At 55.3% G+C, this 18,216-nt stretch carries 11 protein-coding genes; 1 reads left to right on the top strand and 10 read right to left on the bottom strand.

What is annotated here, in order from left to right; genetic code table 11:
* Positions 1–91: 91 nt before the first annotated feature.
* From ACZ5WQ_RS04355 to ACZ5WQ_RS04345, 3 genes are all read right to left on the bottom strand, one after another.
* On the bottom strand, positions 92–877 hold the full coding sequence (locus ACZ5WQ_RS04355) for an OmpA/MotB family protein (RefSeq protein WP_464383221.1): 786 nt from the start codon (positions 875–877) through the stop codon (positions 92–94).
* Positions 870–1,685, bottom strand: coding sequence for a motility protein A (locus tag ACZ5WQ_RS04350; RefSeq protein WP_464383220.1), 816 nt, complete (start codon positions 1,683–1,685; stop codon positions 870–872). The genes ACZ5WQ_RS04355 and ACZ5WQ_RS04350 overlap by 8 nt, the downstream gene beginning before the upstream one ends.
* A gap of 436 nt (positions 1,686–2,121) precedes the next feature.
* Positions 2,122–3,594 carry a spinster family MFS transporter gene (locus tag ACZ5WQ_RS04345; protein WP_464383219.1) on the bottom strand — a complete coding sequence of 491 codons (1,473 nt, stop codon included), beginning with the start codon at positions 3,592–3,594 and terminating at the stop codon, positions 2,122–2,124.
* 972 nt (positions 3,595–4,566) lie between these two features.
* Here ACZ5WQ_RS04345 and ACZ5WQ_RS04340 point away from each other — a divergent pair.
* Positions 4,567–5,961, top strand: a complete 1,395-nt coding sequence (locus tag ACZ5WQ_RS04340) for a tyrosine-type recombinase/integrase (protein WP_464383218.1) — start codon at positions 4,567–4,569, stop codon at positions 5,959–5,961.
* Positions 5,962–6,378: 417 nt separating this feature from the next.
* Here ACZ5WQ_RS04340 and ACZ5WQ_RS04335 read toward each other — a convergent pair whose 3' ends face one another.
* Genes ACZ5WQ_RS04335 through ACZ5WQ_RS04305 form a run of 7 tightly spaced genes read right to left on the bottom strand, consistent with a single transcriptional unit; the run spans position 6,379 to position 18,145 of the window.
* Positions 6,379–7,314 (bottom strand): hypothetical protein, encoded by a 936-nt coding sequence (locus tag ACZ5WQ_RS04335; RefSeq protein ID WP_464383217.1) that lies wholly within the window; start codon positions 7,312–7,314, stop codon positions 6,379–6,381.
* Positions 7,315–7,319: 5 nt separating this feature from the next.
* Positions 7,320–8,891, bottom strand: a complete 1,572-nt coding sequence (locus tag ACZ5WQ_RS04330; RefSeq protein WP_464383216.1) for a hypothetical protein — start codon at positions 8,889–8,891, stop codon at positions 7,320–7,322.
* 22 nt (positions 8,892–8,913) lie between these two features.
* On the bottom strand, positions 8,914–9,414 hold the full coding sequence (locus tag ACZ5WQ_RS04325; protein WP_464383215.1) for an SMI1/KNR4 family protein: 501 nt from the start codon (positions 9,412–9,414) through the stop codon (positions 8,914–8,916).
* Between the two features lie 45 nt (positions 9,415–9,459).
* Positions 9,460–12,273, bottom strand: a complete 2,814-nt coding sequence (locus tag ACZ5WQ_RS04320) for an ATP-binding protein (RefSeq protein WP_464383214.1) — start codon at positions 12,271–12,273, stop codon at positions 9,460–9,462.
* On the bottom strand, positions 12,270–14,513 hold the full coding sequence (locus ACZ5WQ_RS04315) for a GmrSD restriction endonuclease domain-containing protein (RefSeq protein ID WP_464383213.1): 2,244 nt from the start codon (positions 14,511–14,513) through the stop codon (positions 12,270–12,272). The genes ACZ5WQ_RS04320 and ACZ5WQ_RS04315 overlap by 4 nt, the downstream gene beginning before the upstream one ends.
* A gap of 9 nt (positions 14,514–14,522) precedes the next feature.
* Positions 14,523–17,420, bottom strand: a complete 2,898-nt coding sequence (locus ACZ5WQ_RS04310; protein ID WP_464383212.1) for a DUF1156 domain-containing protein — start codon at positions 17,418–17,420, stop codon at positions 14,523–14,525.
* Between the two features lie 2 nt (positions 17,421–17,422).
* Positions 17,423–18,145, bottom strand: a complete 723-nt coding sequence (locus ACZ5WQ_RS04305) for a retron system putative HNH endonuclease (protein WP_464383211.1) — start codon at positions 18,143–18,145, stop codon at positions 17,423–17,425.
* Positions 18,146–18,216 lie beyond the last annotated feature (71 nt).

Here is an 18,216-nt window from a genome sequence, read left to right as displayed (position 1 = left end):
ACGCCCAGCCACCTAATAATGTTACATTGATGTCACTCAAAAAACACGAGCGCCAAATCGGTGCTGTAACCCCCTTCCCCGGCGGATGCCGTTATTTTTCTAGAATGAGCTCCACGCGGCGGTTGGCTGCTCGACCAGTGGCGGTATCATTCCCCTGCAGTGGCTGCGTATCGGCATATCCCACGGCGACCAAGCGCTGACTGGCAATACCGTTGGCCTCAAGGTAACGCACCACACTGCCGGCACGTGCCCCTGACAACTCCCAGTTCGACGGATAGCGCAGGCTGCGAATCGGCAGGCTGTCCGTGTGCCCGGCAATGGTAATGCGGTTCTCACCCTGACGCAGCACAGGCAACAACTTGCGCAGCACCAGCAGACCATCAAGACTGAGCTCCGCCTCTGCCGGCGCAAAGATGATCTCGCTGCTGATGCGAAAACTCACACTCTGATCGTTGTAGATAACCTCGATGTCATCTCCCAGCGCTGAGGTATCCAGCCCGGAAAGCGGATCAGACGTCGGTGCCGGCGCAACCGGCTCCGTAATCGGCGGAGAAACGATCTGCACAGGAGCTGCTGTCTCGCTGAGCGTGTCGACCTGGACGCCGCCCGATGAGTTATCACGTACCGAGCCGGCAAACGTCAGCATGACCACCAGCATCACCAGCAGCAGCGTCAATACATCCAGATAAACAGTAAGCCAACCCTCCTCTTCAGGAGGCTCGAAGGCTTCATGAATAACCGGCTGTCGCCGTGCCCTGTGCGCAGCGACAGCACCTTCTCGCCGCGCCCGCTGCAGTTCAAGTTCAGTCAGATGCAGCTGCTTTTCAAGCTGGACGCTGCGTGCGCGATCATCGCCATCGCCCGGCAGATCAGTCATCACGAGACTCACCGTGCAGCGCCGGCTTGCCCTTGCTGCCGTCATTGATCTCGTCCCGGTAATGGGCCATGAACGACTTGAGCATTTCGCGCATCACCGCCGGGCTGCATTTTCGGTTCATCATCGAGATGCCCTGCATGATGGTATTCATCAGCGCGACACGATCCTCGGTGCGCCGCTCCAGCTTGACTGCAACCGGCTTGAACAGCAGGTTCGCCAGCAGCACCCCGTAAAAGGTGGTGATCAGGGCGACTGCCATCTGCTGACCAATACTGGTGACATCACCGTCGCCCAGCAGGAACATCAAATTGACCAGGCCGACCAGGGTCCCGACCATGCCAAAGGCCGGCGCGTAGCTGGCCATGACGCGGAACAGCTGCGCCTCGGCGTGCTCACGCGCACGCAAACGCCCTATGCGCCACTGCAGAAGATCCATCACATCCTCTTCCGGCGTCATATCCACCACCAGTTGAACCCCGGTCTTGAGAAACGGATTGGCAACCTGCTCAAGGGCACGCTCAACCGCCTTGAGGTCACCAGACATCCAGATACGATAGATTCTGATCAGCTCTTCGATGTCCTGCCGCGCATACAGCCGTTCATTGCGCATCACCGTTGCCAGCAGGCCGAAGATGCGCAGCACCTCGCGCATGGGGTAGCTGATAAAGGTCGCCGCCAGCGTGCCAAACAGCACAATCCCCAGTCCGGGCAGATTGAGAAACAGCCCCGGCGCCTCCGTTGAAAACACCAGAACAGTGGCAAGCAACAGCACACCGGCAATCATGCCGATCAGCGTGGACGGATTCATGCAGGCTCCATCAGAATGTAATTGGGTATCGCCAGCGAGTTCACGTCAGCGGACCGTCACGGATCTCTGGTCGTAGAAAAACCGAAGCGATGTTACGTCAGGGAGAGTGTGCCTCAGCCTCGCGGATGGGGATAGCCCCAAGAGTATGACCCCGACAGTCAGGTGATACTCTCAGGAACAGGAGCTAGTCGCGCGAGTACGCATGCCAGCGTGTCGCCCACGCATTTGCTTAATACCAAACCGGTACAGGAACGAGCAAGGCTGCATCCTGCAACGCCGGTAATGGCGGTTCAGTGCGACCTTCACTCAACGCTCAAGCGCAGATCGCGCCGTTTATTCCCATGATGAGAAGCTCAACCGGCTCCAGTCACGCTACTGCGCCAGTTGATGATTCGGGCAAAAAGAGAGGGCGCAATGCGCCCTCCCGAGCAGTCACTTATGCGGTGACCGGATGTTTTACCTCTCTGTCCACCATGTCCTTGCCCAGGCGGGTCCAGGTCAGCAGAAAGCATAGAGCGCTGGCAGCGTAGAGGCAGGCCATTATGACCATGGAGGTTTGCAGACTTTGCGCATAGACCTGCCCGCATACGTCCTGCAGGTTCTGGTTCAGTTGACCAACCACTGCGGGATGACATTGGTTCCGTGCCAGTTCGCCAGCAGCCACACCAAGATCGGCGATACCGGACTTGAAGAAGATGTCCGAGATTGCGCCAATGAACAGCGGGCCGAAGCCGTAGCCGATCAGGTTGACCAGCAGCAGCATCACCGCCGTGGCCATAGCGCGTACCCGCATGCTTACCACGCCCTGGCCGATGGTGTACTGGGCGGCCAGGTAGCCATACTTGACGAAGCCACCGATGATCAAACCGATTGCCGCGTAGAACAGGTTGTCCGTGGTGAAGGCGAAGATATAAAAGGGGACCGACAGCAACAGGCCCGCCGCCGGCACCCAAGCGATGGCGCCCGGGTGCTTCTTGTAAATTCTGGTCGCCAGCCACCCGGTAGCAAAGGTACCAATGGCGGCTGACAGGGCAACCGGTGTGTTGATCCAGATCGCAGCCTGACCGGCAGTGATCTCGTAGGTCCGGACCAGAAAGATCGACTGGAACGAGGAGATACCATAACCGCAGAACGCAGCGATGGTAGCGCCGGCGGTCATCAGCCAGAAAGCAGGCTTGCCCATCAGCTCATGGATCGCCTCACCCAGGCTGGCCCGCTCTTTTTTCACTGCGACCGGCGGATCGGTATAACCTCGCGGCGGCTCCTTTACCGTGAGTTTGAAAACCAGGGCGACCAGCAGGCCAGGCAAGCCGACGACGAAAAAGGCGGTGCGCCAGTCAAACACATCGGTCACCCAGCCGCCAACCAGGTTGGCAACCATGGTGCCGAGCGTTACGCCCATGGCGTAGAAACCCAATGCCTGTGAGCGCTCTCGAGGGATGAAATAGTCCGCGATCAGCGAGTTGGCCGGCGGTGTGCAGCCAGCCTCGCCAATACCCACACCAACGCGGCACATCAGCAGAATCCAGAACGCGCCGATGGTGACCGAGCCAATAGTGACTTCCGTCGCCAGACCGCAAAGCGCGGTCATCAGCGACCACAGGGCCACACAGACCGTCATGATCCAGACACGATTGGCGACATCGGCAAAGCGTGCCAGCGGAATGCCAACGGCGGTATAGAGCAAGGCAAAACCGAAGCCGGTGAGAAGCCCGAACTGGGTGTCTGTAATCCCCAGGTCCGGCACCAGGTCAGGGCCGACGACGGCCAGCAGGGCGCGGTCAACGAAATTCAGGATGTAGATAAATGTCAGCGCAAGGAGCACATAATTGCGATAAGCCTTGGAGCCGTAGCCGGCCAGTTGGCCTTGGGCTGCGCCCTCTGCGGCAGTGGTGGGTCTCATGGACATAAGCCTTCCAGGTATATTGTTATTGGTCGATGCGGACTGTAATCCCACACTGGTATTACCTACTGCAAGCGAGGTCTGGCCTGAAGAACAGCATAAAACCCTGCCCCGCAACCGGACGAGCCGACCCACTATATCGGCATAGCGGGATACAGATACATTGGCGGACAGAATTGTTGAGTTTTGTCGCCGGTCGCGTTCAACCTCAGGCGATTACCAGGTTCAGGCTCGCATGCGTCATCCGTGCGCATTACGTTACAGGGTAATAGCGAAACGACCAGTCAGGATCGAGCCAAACAGCCGGTTTGAATACCCGCCCATAAACAAATGCCATAGCTTGAGCGGCACGCTGCAGAAACGCACGCCTTTGCAGCCTGCAGTGTTTACTGCCTGTTCTGATCGAGTCTGCTGGTGCACAGACCTAACACTGCAGCAAGGGATTACGACGTGCCCTGCGCCGTCATGTGAGCTTTGGAAGCGCCATCTGACTGCATTGTTAACTGCCAATCCAAATCAGTCGGCATAACAGGTCACTCGACGGTCATCCTCAGGATGGATAGAAGATCGCTGACCATGCCAGCGAAGGGATGATCCCGAGGGATCAGCGGGCTCACGAGGAAGTGGTGGGAGTTGACTAGGTTCCAGGCCCGGATATTGCCAAGATCAGTAGCTGCGAATTGCACCGACCTTGCGCCAGACGAAAAAAAGGCCAGATCAGTCTGATCTGGTCTTTCGATTGTTTGGTCGGGACGGAGTGATTCGAACACTCGACCCCTTGCACCCCATGCGATTTTTTGGTGGATTTCCATGAATCCCCATAGACGTCGCCGGACAGCACAAACCCTAGTAAATACGCGGCATACAGGCTAGATTAGCATCCACAGACGTCCACCAACATCCACCGACAGCCAAGCGATTCGGTGGGGCAAAAGTGGGGCAAAATTCTAAGCCACCGTTTTATACAAGGGGTAGAGAGTGGCCAAAATCACCGCCAAGCAGCTTGAAGCACTCACCACGACTGACGACGGAAAAACTCTCCGGGAAGATGGCGGATTGGTTGGTAAAGTACGTGCTGGTGTCCGCGGGATCACCGTACTCTTCCGCTACGAATTCAAGCTCGATGGCAAGAAAGGTGACCACCGACTGGGTAGCTGGCCGAAGAAGTCTCTAGCCCAAATTCGTGCTGAACGTGATGACGTACGTGCAACAGTCAGCAAAGGCGTTGACCCAACCTCCGCCCGCAAGGCAGCCAAGATCGAAGCGCAAGCCGCCATTGCTGCCACAATCGCTGAAGCCGAGCGCCAGGCGAGTGAGAGCAAGACCGTTCAGGATCTGTTCGATACCTGGCTGGCTGACGGTGTCGCTCGCCAGGACGGCAATGCCGAACTGCAGCGCAGATTCAAGAAAGACGTCCTCCCCTTCATCGGCAAGACTCAGATCCGCAGCCTGACAGACAAGGACCTACTCAGCGTCCTGCGTAAAGTCAAAGCACGCGGACTCAACCGCTCTGTTGTGATCCTCAACAACGACTTAGGCCAGATGCTGCACTGGGCCGAGAAACGCAAACCCTGGCGCCCGCTGATGGCTGACGGCAACCCAGCTGACCTGATCGACGTGAAGAAACTACTCGATCATGACTACCAGGAAGAACGCGACCGCGTGCTGTCCCCTGATGAGATTCGTGAACTCTGGAATATCTTCATCAAACTGGAAGAGGACTACACCGCCCTGCCCGCCGGCAGCAAGTACAGCGGCATTCGACCAGTCAACGAGCGCGTTCAGTGCGCCGTATGGATTTGCCTAAGCACCCTTTGCCGTATTGGCGAGCTACTCAAGGCAGAATGGAAGCACGTCGACTTGGAAACCGGACGCTGGTTTATTCCAGCTGAGAACACCAAAGGCCAGCGAGGCAAACGCCAGGACCACCACATTTTCCTCTCGGACTTTGCAAAGGAACAGTTCCAACGCCTGCAGCACGAAACTGGCTCTACACCATTCGTGTTTCCAAACCGTTCCGGCGATGCCCACGTCAACACCAAAACCGTCAGCAAGCTGATTGGCGACCGCCAATGTCGATTCAAGGATCGCAGCAAACCTCTTGCCGGCAGGCATCACGACGACAGCCTAGTTCTAGCGAAAGGTGCCAACGGCGAGTGGACGCCGCATGACATGCGCAGGACTGGCGCGACCATGATGCAGGCTCTGGGAGTACCCCTCGACATCATCGACCGCTGCCAGAACCACCTGCTGGGCGGCTCAAAGGTCAGACGGCATTACTTGTTGCACGATTATGCTGAGGAAAAGCAGCAGGCCTGGGAAATCCTCGGGAGAGAGCTTCAGTTGATTTTGAGGATGCCTGCCGAAACATAGCTAAGAGGATACTGGCATTCAAACGGACAACACCGGACTCAGCCCCGAAACTGAACCGGTGTCAGGTGAGTACTTGATCGGTGCAGGTCAACAATACTCAACGGAAATCAGCATCAAAATGAGAGCCACAACCAGGACAGATCACATTGGTGACCTGGTCAGCAACTGTTTGGTGATACGTCCACATCGTGCCGATCTTGAACAAGGTTGCTTTGCAATCGTAGCAATGGGTCCTAACCGACCACACCCCACCACCTGCCACATTTTCCTCCTTGGAACGGACAATTTTACGCTGGACCAATGCTACAACTATGCAACTCTTTTCCAACTAAGCGGCAAACGTGGGAATAAACGATAGCTCACGTTAATGAACTGCCTACTTGAAATGAGGCAACCAATAGCAACAAGCTGTCAACCTTAAAGCAGTGCGTAGCCGGCCAGTCCAGCGCAAAGCAAAACCCCAACAGCAAGGGTAACGCCGCCTAGCACTACACGCGCTTTCAGGTTGGCGTATTGCCCCTGCAGAACCATCAGTGCCTCGTTAACTGGAGTCATGGCTGCTTCCATGCTCGCAACCGCTGCTGGCAGTGCTTTTTCCTGCTGCGCGATGCGTTGTTCACATGCAGCCATCGCGGCAGAGCTGTCCACGAACTTGCGCTGGTGATCCTGGATAAGCTTCAGAAGCTGCTTATCTCGCTCTTCAAGGCCTGTCACTGCTGGAGCGAAAGACGCTTTGACATCAGCGACTGACTGGTCAAGACGGGCATCAATAGCACTAAGCAGGTTCGAGTGGAGCTGGTTTATACGTTCCTCAGCCGCTTCGACACGCTGCACGCAGCCGACAAGGTTACGAGCCTGCTCAGCCGAAACGCCTTTAGCCTCCAAGAGACCTTGGTTGGCTTTGGCAATCTCGACTTGCTGCTCTTCGAGCGCCTCTTGCTGCGTCAGAATACCCAGGTTCTGTTGTTTAAGCTGCTCCGCCTGCTCCTCCAGAATCCGTTGTTGGCGCAAAAGTACGTCCTGCTGATCACACAGGACCTTTGATATCGCGGTATTGAAAATCAGCAGCTGCGAGGAATGGCGATTCAGATTCGCCACTGTTGTGCTTAGCCTCAGCTGAGCATCCTTCACGCTATCCTCGGTGTTGTTCCACCAGTTGCTGATAGCGTTGCTATTATCTTTGATGAATCTGACCGTTTCCAAACGACTCGCAGCATTGTTAGCTTCTTGCTGGGCATTGACCACTGCAGAAATCAGCTCTTTTACACAGCTTTCGCCAATAATTTTCTCCGGCAAATCTGCTGATGAGAGAGCGTTAACAATCTGGATTTCCTTACCTGTCAAACTGCTCATTGCGGCTACTTTTCCTTGAAAAAATCTTCCAACATGGACTGAGTTTCATCGAGATACGTGATCATTTTTTTTGTATCTTCAACCTGCGCCTTTGTGCTCGCCACAGTTTGATTGAGGCTATACGCGGTAGCCTGAGAAGCCAGACCGGCAGCAGCCAATACTTCGCCTGTGCGTTGGTAGCTTTTGATCGAATCAGCGTATCTCGCGATAGCTCCGAGCGACGCCTCCGCCTGTGTCACCAAATCGCTGGCAAATCTATCTGTCAGTTTTGCATCAGTAACGATGGCATCAAGCAGTTTCTCGTCATACGCGTAGCGATAGCGCTCGAACAGGTTATCCAGCTGATAAGCCAAAAATGCGGACAGCAACCCCGTCATGATGCCAACGAGCACGCCAGAGACCACATCTGCCACAGGGATCAGGAAAGGCAATGTTTTCAGGAAGGTCGCCACACTCTCCTGCAATAGGAAGCCCACGCTGGTCACAATCACCCCTGTGAGCACCTTCAGACCTGCTTGCAGTGCCTCGCTTGAAGTCATGTTCTTCGGGGGGAAGATGATCATTTTAAAGGCCTTGACCAGGCCAATGAGACCTTCGCGAATGATCGTTACAAACCGCTTCGCAGTCGACAGAAAATTGTTAATTAGGAAGGTGATCAGATTGCTCATAAAGCCACTGACGCCACCCTGGAAAGCTTGGGATGCTGCATCAGGAATTTTTTTAACCACTGAAGCAATGACACGCTGCAAGCGCTCTTTTATTTCCTCAAACAGCGTTTTCCCCGCTTGCACTCCTGCTTTAATGAGGACCTTGAACTCGTTGAACAGACCATTGACGAGCTCGGTCAACAGCAGGCCTAGCGACTGCCTAAGCCCCATCAAGGCGGCTTGTTTTCCGCCGGTTTGGAGCAGTTCCCCAGCTTGCTTTTTCAAAATCGCGTGATTCGCCGTAGACTCGAGGTGCTTTTCAGACCTTCCTTTCGCTGCGAGCATGAGCTGATCATCGAGGCCTAACGAGTCCCGATTTGTCGTGCCGTCGACCTCCTCGTTAGCGAAATCGATAATATCCTTGGCTCTTTTAGGATTATTGACGTCCCTATGGGTGGCCACCAGATTTTCATCTGCGTTTGCGACACCTGAAAGCCTGTCATAATCATCACCCGTTTCAAAAGCCAAATGGTTTTTACGGGTGTTGTGGATCACCTTCAGCGAAGTCACATGATCAGCCTCAAGATCCGCCGCAGCAACAGCTTTGCCTGTATAGCCATCGACGCCAGCAGACTTAAGCTCATCTTTCTTTTTTTTACTGATCTGCTTAAATTTTTCTCTTTCGTACTTAGAGCGAGACTCCTCGTAATGCCCATGATCCTTCTCGGCTATGTAGCTATTGCTACCATCGATAGCATCAGGCTCTCGCTCAAAATTATGGACGGTTGTTACATTCCCACCATTCCGGTCTTCAAACATAGCGACAGAGAGCCCAAAGGGCCCTATAACCTGAGAAATCACCTGCTGCTGACAGTCGTCAAATAGCATCTGAAGCCGCTTCTGCCTCAATTCAACGAGACCAAGATCCATCGCCCACTCCTTTAGAAAACGACTAAATGCCGAAAAGTTGCACCATAAATTCGGTAATACTTTCGGCCTTCACCTTCCTTGCTCCGTCATCATGCCAAACAGACACAACCTGTCCAGACACTCCGCCGACGGCGGGCCCGAGGTCAACGCACAGATAATCACCAGAGTGGTTATATGCAAATGGCACCCAACTGTCACTCCACCAATTTGAGGTCACACCCGTTTCGGGAGTGACTTCTTCCTGGTCGAAACGACCGGCGTCATTATGTTTTTTCCAAAATGCCCAAGCATCCAACATTCTGGCGCTAGATAAGAATTCATAATCACCAAAGAGGTAGTCCGCGATACCTCCCTGACCGTTATGCTGCTTCAGCAAAGAGACCAAGTCTGCAGGTAACGCTCTCCCTACCACTTTTTCCAGCTCACGCACCTGCGCATCCGTCGCAGGCGGATTCAGGTCTGCAAGCAGCTCAGGGTTATGCTCACGTAGATGGTTTTCCAGCTTCTGCCACAACTGCTTCATTTGTCGCCTCCTGCGTATCACCACACTCAAATGCTGAAAACACCATCACTCAAAATCAGGCGGTGCAAACTTCAAGACGCTGCAGTTTTCCTTGATGGTACGCTGCAGCGCTTCATCAAACCCTGCCGGGCAGTTGGCTTGGATCTCGACCGAAATACGCACGTCTACTCCCAGACGCGACGTGAGTTGCTCGACGACCTCATCGTAGATCTGCGCGAAGTCCATTTTGGCCTTAACCGGATCTATGTCGACTGTGCCGTAGAAACGCGTCTTCAGCGGGGCACCGGCCGGCTCGGGCAACGATTCCGGCTCAGCTCCAGCATCCACTGGGCCCGCACTCCCACCGAAAGGAGATTCCACGCCACGAGTGTCAACTGGCTCCGGCGCTGCTGGCTTGGTTGCCTCGCGGTAAGCATCAGCAGTATCACGCTGCACAAGCAAGGTATCGCTATCCAGCGTAACCATGGTGTCGCGTCCAAACACAAAGCCGAGGTACTTCTCACCCTCTTTCCCTGCAGCCAAGCCGAAGTAGTCGGTAGAGCCAAGGCCTTTAGCCAATGTGGTTTTGAACACGCCATCGTTAAGCAACCGCGGCATGTAAAGGTAGTTACAGCAGTCCTGGTAAACCTTCAGCGCACTGACTTCGTTTACGCCGTCGCGGAAGTACCATTTCTCCAACAGCTGCTTGAGATGAACGGGACTCCAGTCGGTGACGACCCACTCCTCTTCACGCAGTTTGTTCTCGATCTCTGCTACGAGGCTGGTAGCCGCCGACGATACTGCAACCGCTTCCCAGCTAAGGCGCGGTGCCCCAGCGGCAAAGTCTTCTGACGGGCAGAGCAACCATTTGTAGCAATCCCTAACAACCTGCTTGAGAGTCTGCTCGGCGCCATCACGATTTTTCTTCGCCTGCTTGGCTTGGAACACATCCAGGTTGAGCTTGCCGTCGTCGATGTCAGCAACAATCTCCTGCCAGGCGATGAAAACGCGACCCGCTTCTTTCAAGCGACTGACTACATCGTAATCCGGCGCCAGGAAGATCAAACGGTTGCGCTTCTGGCGTGGCTGGTCTCCGCGTTTTGTCAGAATGTCTTCCGCAGCAGACTGAGCGGCTTTGCCGTCGCCACGACTGAACCCTGCACTCGGGGGCAGCACGACCAAGCGAGGCCCGTGGCCAAACTCATCGGGAATATCGCCTGAGTGGGCAAACACATTGATACCGGCGAAATTGTGATTGCTCGCAAATACCGAACGTACCTTGTCTCGCAGCAGCGGTATGAGCTGCTCTCGAGTGCTTATGTTCTGCAGGCGGCTTTCCATTTCGCGCCGCAGGTTAGGCTTGGTATCCAGCCACAGCCGATCCTGCTCGGCATAGAGGTAATGCAAGCGGTCACGCAAACGCTTGATGACATCTTCAAATACCGCCACCGTCTGCTCCGGCTGTACGGCCCCCAGCAGAATCCGCTCAACTTGGATTCCCTTGACCATCTGCCCAGTGCCTGCGGGTGCGCTACCCAAAAAGACCGTTCGCATGGCGCGCCTGGCAGCCTGCACCGCACCGAAGCGTGTATCACGGCTGTCGATGTCGTAGGGCTCAGAACGAGGCCCATCCACCTCACGCTCGATCACCGGCTCCCAGCCCTGCGGCAGGTAATGAATACTCTTGTTGCGCACATTGCCATCATCCAGCGCAATAGAGCCGGGCATGATTAGCGCGTCTTTATTATCCGAGTTCCACAGCCGATGAATCACAATCGCCATGTACTGCAGCACACCACGAGTGCGCTGAAACTTGTCCAGCGTGGACCAGTCTTCGTACAGGCGATCAAAAATCTCAGGGTGAATCGGGTAGGATTTGCACAGCCGCTCAAAATACACATTCGACTGGGTTTCCAACGGAAACTTACTGCTGTTAACCCGATAAAAATCAGCGAACTGACGGCAAATCCCTTCCACCTGTGCCTGCTCACCTGCCGACTCGAAAAGCCGGCGACGCACGATTTCAAAGGCTTCCTCGGTTGCCACTGGCTTCCAGACGGACTCCACACGAGCGAAATACTTTTCCAACGAATTGAGCGCCCGCTGCCCCGTCGACCCACCCACCTCAAGCTCAGACTCGGGCAGCGACGCCAACAGAATAGCGTTGGGCACAGCCTTCATGGCCTCAGTCAGTGCTTGAATAAAGGTGAGGTTGGAATCGAAGGTGCCGGCACGGTAGCTTTTGCCAGGTTCGAACTGACGCAGAAACGCCACCAACTCATCAATCAGCACGACACAGGGCGCAGCTTTCTGCAGCAGCTCAACCAGAAGAGCCTTGCCCGGAGAGGTGCCCTGCTCGTCAGACTCACGTAGCATCGCCAAGCCGTCTTCACCAAGCAACTGCCAAGCTAGCTCGCCCCAGAGGGTCGTTACCTTTTGCCCGTCCTTTTTGACCAGCTCTTGGCTAGGTGCCAAGGCAATACCATCAATGACTGCGACGCGAGCACGCGGCAACTCGGTAATACCTGCAGCGTCCAGGATCGGCGGAATCCCCTCGAGCGCACTGGTGCTACCGGTACGCGAGGCCAGATGGTAAACCGCGAGCATGGTATGCGTTTTACCGCCACCAAAGGCCGTCTGCAGCTGAATGACTGGATCGCCGCCCTGTCCGCCAAGGCGCTGCGCTACAGACAACAATAGCAAGCGCATTCCCTCAGTGATGAAGGTACGCGCAAAGAACTTCTCTGCATCCTGGTATTCAGCCGGCGCGGTGCCCGCGGCGACCTGGGAAATATCAGCCGCAAACTCAGACTGTTTGAAACTACCCTCGAGCACGTCTTTATGAGGGCGTGCTATCTCACGCCAGGGCTTCAAACTCATGCTTCAGCCTCCTCTGCTGTGACTGCTTCAACACTGCTGTACCAGTTGATGAAGTCCAACAACTCCTCAAGGTCGGTCAGTTTCCAGTGCAGTACCGGGTTGCCCAAGCGCAATGCAGGGCAGTTCTTGCGATTCAAGTTAGAGTTACGCGCAGAGGTAGCGGCGTAGACTCGCCGGGGCGACCACTCACCCCCCTCAAGACGCACCGGTTGAGTCCACAAGACAATGCTCTTCGCACTGCGCTCTAGCGCCAGTTCCTTACCGTCTTCGGTCCGGAAGCCTGCGATGTAATTACTGGGTTCAGCAATCCGCGCAAAATACGTTGCCAGCATGCCTTCGGGAGTTTCATTTTGCGCATCGACGGCCGGCGTAGGTACAACACTTAACGATGTATCCCCTTTTGGTTCAACGGTATTCTCAGCGCGCGCCGGTGCTTTTAAGTCTGGCTCGGCCACAACCTCTGCGACCACGCTTTCTCCCTCGGTATTAGAAACGCTCGGAGCAGCATAAGAGACCGGCGTCTGGTCCGTTGCCGGATCCGGAGTTGCGGTTACCGTAACGCTATCTACCGCATCCACCAGCTCACGAAGCTTTTCCGTTATCAGCGCCTTGCGCGCCTCAATAAACTCATCAAACTTATCGAGCTCCCACAGGCTGGGCCTGGCTGGGATCAAGTGCATCTGCAGGTACTTATCTGATTTGTCAGCAAACCACTCTGCTGGCAGCTTGTCACACTTGCCCTGGAAGCCGTTCTCATCCGCGGTAAGCAACATGCAGTTCGCCAGTTGATCGCGCACTGCTGTCGGATAGCGCATCAATGCCTGGCGACCGCTCTGCGGGTTGTGGTCTTTCACTGCGCGCAACACCGACTGCGGGAACACATGGTCCACCTGCGGCAAGTTCCCCGCGTAGGCCGGCTGATAGTTGAACTGGCGGTACCAGAGGTTGAAGATCAGGTGAATGGTCTTGGAGCCATACGACGCTTGCAGCAGCGTGTCATCGGTCACATCCAGGTTGCGGCCATCGTTGTGAATTACGTCAAACATCTCGCCGACGACAAAGTTTTTGCTCTGGTTAATCTGACGGATGCACTTATCGATCAAACCATCAGGGCGGCCACTGAACGCGCCGCACAGCAGCGTGCGCAGCAAGTAGGTATCGACACCCTGCACATGCTGCCACTGCGCCGCGTAGTGAAAACGGTAGTAGATGATCGGAATCAGCGTCAGGTAGGACGGCAAGGCGTGATCTGAACGAATAAACGTCTTGCTGTACAAGTAGTCTCGTACATCACGGATCGCAGCGGAGATTTGCTTCCACTGCGCGACAATCGCCTGTTTGGTGTGATCGTCACGGAACTTCTTCACGTCATACGCTGCGCCTTTACCCAGCAACACAAGACAGGTCTTGAGGATAAAGTCACGGGTGAAGGCATAACCGCTGGCATTCAGGTCGCCCAGCAAATCCTCAATGGCTTCATCGGCATCGTCCCATGAAGCTGTGAGCAGCGAAAAGAGCAAATCGGATTTGCCGAGTTTGGTACCACCCGAGTTGGCGCGAATAAAAATCTCAACCACATCGTTCTCGGTATACGCATCTGGGCTGTCGACGCTGTCCAGCTCCTGATAGCCAATCACCTCGTCCATGGCGAACACCTTCTTCACCTGCCAGAGGTTGTTGATCAGCCTGTCCTTCTGCTCCTGCGACAGCGTCATACCCTGCGTCTGCTGCAGAAGCGCAGTACTCAGGTCATGCGGCATGGCATCACTGAACACCAGTGAGCTGAACTTGACCCAGGGAAAACTGGCTTTTGCAGGCTTCATAAAGCGGAACTTGTAGCGCATGTCATCCGCGCTGCCTGCCTCGCCACTCAGCACGCTGAAATAGAGTTCTTCCTTGTTGTAGCTGCCGCAGAGCCCGATATACAGGCTCTGTAGCCGTTGCTGCCCGTCAAGCACCAAGAGCTTTGTAGCTTCATCCTCAGGCACCTGAAAGGCAGAAAGCGCCACATCATCACGATAGGCATCAATAAACCGTCGACGCTTGATGGGTGAGCGGGTGCGCCAGACCAGCAACGTGCTGATCGGGTACTGGCGCATGATTGAGTCGAACAGTTTCTCGATCTGCTCAGTCCCCCACACAAAGGGGCGCTGGATGTTCGGCAGCCAAAACCCACCGTCGTACTCCCGGTTATTCAGGTACTGCACAACCTTACGGATGGTGACGTTCTTGTTTTTCACGCTATGTCCTTACAGCTCAAAGCCAATTTGTTCATCACGATGACCGGTCTCATGGGAGGCCGACACGATAGCGTGCCAGGAGCCGATCAGTTCGTTATAGGCGCGGGCTTCTTCCGCCCATTTTTTTCGCTCACACAAGGTGTAGAGGTGGTAGGCCAGTTGGCGGATAGGCTCGCCCTGCTCGGGCATGCGCGCCAGCAGAGCACCAGCGGCTGCTTCACCTTGCTGGTTGAGGGCGCGTATCATCTGGTGACAGGCCTCCCACACCGGGGTGCGGGCATCGTTGCGCGGGTCCCAGCCCTCAGGGTATTCGCTCCATTTGAGCAAGCGTACCTTGCCGCCACCAGACTCGATCACGCCGGCATGCTGCACCCCATCCACCGAGGTGCCCTTAGCCCGGGCCAGTGTATCGGCAACGCCAAACGCACCAGCACTCCAGCCGTACTGGGCAAACCAGTCGTCACAAAACAGGGTGTCGGCATCAAAGCTGCTGCTGTCTGGGTTAAGGAACTCGCTGATAGCGCGGTTAATAAGAATGAGCGCGTCATGCGCGCTCATGCGTGAACCATCCTGATTCAGAACCGCCGAGTATTGCGAATAAATAGCCATGCCCGGACCAATCGCCGACTGGGCCAGGTCCACCGGCGCAATCGGCGTCTGCCCGGTTTCGCCACCGATCATGGCTTCAAGCGCGTCCGGCATTTCTTCGCGGAGTTGGCGTTGGAAGTCGCGGCGAGCTACCGTTTCTGCGTGAGCTGCTCGTTTGCGGCAAACCAAGACGATAGATGAGGCTAGGGCATTGGCGCCTTTAGCTATGATACGCCCTGCCCCTTCAGTCCGAACAGGCCAAGTACCATCAATAGAAAAACCTGCCTGAATCACTGCCTCGAGAAAAGTCACCCAACCAGTGCTGGTAGTGCTGCCTTCCTTGGTTTCTGACTGCTTGAAAGCGTAATAAATAGTCACCGGGAACGCAGGATGTGCCTGCTCTGCCAGATTGTGGATGGCTCGGGTCATGCCTTCCATGAAAAAAGCTTCAGCCTTTTCCTTACTGCCGTGCCGGTAAGGTGTCGCGACCAGCTCCTCAGCCTTGGGCACCGCCATGGTCCCGAATAGCTGCGGGAAGATAGTGCGCAGCGAACGGCGCATCCAGACATAGAAAAAGTCGGACAGGTCTGCGTAACCAATATTGTCGTAATACGGCGGGTCAGTAGATACCACCTTATCCCGACTGATAGATTGCGTGGCCGCATCCTGCTGACGTACCACACCTGCCAACTGACTGGGAAGAAACTCAATAGCCATCCGCCCTTTATCTATTGCTGTGAGCAGGTTGCCGCCAGAATTGGAGAACGGATTGGCTTCAGCAAAGTCCCAAACCATCGGAATCGCCTGACGGGCAAATGTTTCACGGAAAGCTCCACGATCACTCATCCAAGATGTGACCGTTGACCAGAGATTCGCTCCTTTATTAACAGCGAACAGAAGATAAGCTGCTACAGCCTCCCCATACGCAGTTGCCCCAGTTCCACCTTGCGCCAAGCCCTCACCATCATCCGTCAAGCCTGCAGTGCGGGCGTCGGTGATGGCTTTTTCACGGGCTTCTTGCACCAGATCAGAGAACGTGGTCAGTGCTACCAGTTGGCGGGGTGTGAAGAGATCGCCATAGGTCTTCATTCCGTACATCGGCGGGGAGAACCACCGAGGATTCTCTGGCATGAGCGCTTCAGGCTTCCATTCCGGGCGTGCTGACAACGCCACCTCTTCATTTAGCTCATTGCCGGAAAGGTACACCCGACCAGACTTTCCTTCGGCAACAATTGCCATAAGTCTCTGTCCAAGATTACCCGCCTGAGCTTGCTCATAAATGTATTTAGGCTGAATTGGCGTATTCGAAAAAAGACAATTAAAGTTAGCTCCCCGGCCAAGCTTGGTGCCGTCCTTTGCCTCGACGGGTGGATTTCCGACCTTAATTTCAAACCGATATTGGTCACCCTCAACAACCGGCTCAACATAGGCTCCCTTACCTTTTTTGCTGGACAACACAAAGCTCGATACCAGCGGCACATCCACATGCCCATAGGCCGGGTTGGGACTTTTCACCGTCCTTGCCCATAACCAGGCAATTACCGTCAACTCTTCTCCCTGATACGCCTTCAGATCAGGCCGCTGCGCGACCATCTCCGGCGTAATGGTCACCTTGGGGTACAAATGGCCAATGCGCTTAAATGCTTCCTCACGCATCCAGTGACCATAACGACGCACGTCTTCAGCCAGCCCCTTCGCGCCGCTCCAGTCGTCGATCATGCTCTGCTGTTTTTCACCTGCAGGCAGTGGCCCAACGGGCTTCTGCCCGGCAAACCTGGGCGGAATCTCGATCATCGCCTTGTTGATCATCACCGCGACCGGATTCAAATCCGAAGCGTAGCTCTCAAGCCCCAGGCGCTGCGCCTCTAGTGGAATCGCGCCACCGCCAGCGAAGGGATCATGGAAGGCCGGCAGCTTCTCCGGGTTAAACAGCTCAGCAGCCTGCGGGTGGTTACGATTGAGGTGACACGTCTCACGCCAGCTTTCCCAGATGGCGTCTCGCGCGCGCTGGAGCACCTCTTCGTTGTTGGTGTTCTCCCACTTAACTAGTTCACGGATAATCTCAAACAGCTTCTCGCGCTTGAGCTCCGCTTCCTTTTTATTGACGCCGTAGCCCAGCTCGCGCTGATAGCCAGGGTCATTCACCATCTGGGCAAAAATAACCGCCCGCGCCGCCGCCAACGGCCGCCGCGCCCACCACAAATGCAAAGTGCTCGGGTGACCATGGCGAATGGATTTCTCACGGGCAGCCGCGGCGTTGATGTCGTCCAGCGGCAACGCGACTTCGATGAGCTTTTTGGGGGATTTGATGGGGTGCATGATCAACCTTGAAAATTCTTATTAGCCAAATAACGCTCAGCGGCGCCATCAAGGCAAAAACGGATAGTGGTAAAAAAGACCGGCCAGTTTTGGCGAAAATAACGTTCGGCAAGCTCATAGAGCCCCTGCGCTGGGGGTAGGCCTTTGTCGCGCAACCTTTTTTTGTTGCGCTCTATGTCCCAAATGACCTTTAACCTTGCACTACACAGGCGATCACAATTCAAGTTCAGCATGTCAATGGTGTGCTGCACCAGCAAGCGCGTATCAGCGTGCTGGTTTCCTTCGATAACAACCTGGTTGCAGTCAGAAGCCGGCGATAGCTCTCCAGTGCTTCGAGCGACAGAGAACAGGTTTGGCATCGCGGGAAGCAGCAGAGGGTTCAGTATCCAGCCCTCACACGCTTCATCCAGCTTCCCTAACTGAATAGCCTTGTCTTTTGATGCATCGCAACTGAGGTTTTCATTCAGAGGCTCTAGTGTGTGAGGAGCAACATCGTGCTTCAACGATCCACCCATGCAGACAGCCAGCATGTTGTGCCAGTCCAGTGCCCAATTATGCGCTGAAGAGGTGTCCGCCTTGGGGTGAAAATGCTCGACACGACAACGGCGTGGATCTAGCCCGTACCCAAGGCTAATCTCACAATAAGCACATAAGCCACCTTGGTCCGTTTCAGCCAACCCTTTGACCGCTTTATAAACCTGCTCGCCGGCAGCGTCTGCACGCATCTGCTCCCATGTCTGACGTGGGTGAGCGTCCCTATGTGCTGTTAACTTTTGAGGCTCGACGCTTTTCCCTA

Source organism: Halopseudomonas sp. T1L2 (assembly GCF_055397385.1).
Note: the sequence above shows the minus strand (reverse complement) of the source record. Positions and strands in the feature narration are given on the sequence as shown.

Bases quoted from the DNA above. Each gene is read 5' to 3' on its own strand.
- ACZ5WQ_RS04325 (WP_464383215.1), bottom strand. From the start codon at position 9,414: ATGAAGCAGTTGTGGCAGAAGCTGGAAAACCATCTACGTGAGCATAAC.
- ACZ5WQ_RS04345 (WP_464383219.1), bottom strand. From the start codon at position 3,594: ATGTCCATGAGACCCACCACTGCCGCAGAGGGCGCAGCCCAAGGCCAA.
- ACZ5WQ_RS04355 (WP_464383221.1), bottom strand. From the start codon at position 877: ATGACTGATCTGCCGGGCGATGGCGATGATCGCGCACGCAGCGTCCAG.
- ACZ5WQ_RS04310 (WP_464383212.1), bottom strand. From the start codon at position 17,420: ATGCACCCCATCAAATCCCCCAAAAAGCTCATCGAAGTCGCGTTGCCG.
- ACZ5WQ_RS04330 (WP_464383216.1), bottom strand. From the start codon at position 8,891: ATGGATCTTGGTCTCGTTGAATTGAGGCAGAAGCGGCTTCAGATGCTA.
- ACZ5WQ_RS04320 (WP_464383214.1), bottom strand. From the start codon at position 12,273: ATGAGTTTGAAGCCCTGGCGTGAGATAGCACGCCCTCATAAAGACGTG.
- ACZ5WQ_RS04335 (WP_464383217.1), bottom strand. From the start codon at position 7,314: ATGAGCAGTTTGACAGGTAAGGAAATCCAGATTGTTAACGCTCTCTCA.
- ACZ5WQ_RS04305 (WP_464383211.1), bottom strand. From the start codon at position 18,145: ATGCGTGCAGACGCTGCCGGCGAGCAGGTTTATAAAGCGGTCAAAGGG.
- ACZ5WQ_RS04350 (WP_464383220.1), bottom strand. From the start codon at position 1,685: ATGAATCCGTCCACGCTGATCGGCATGATTGCCGGTGTGCTGTTGCTT.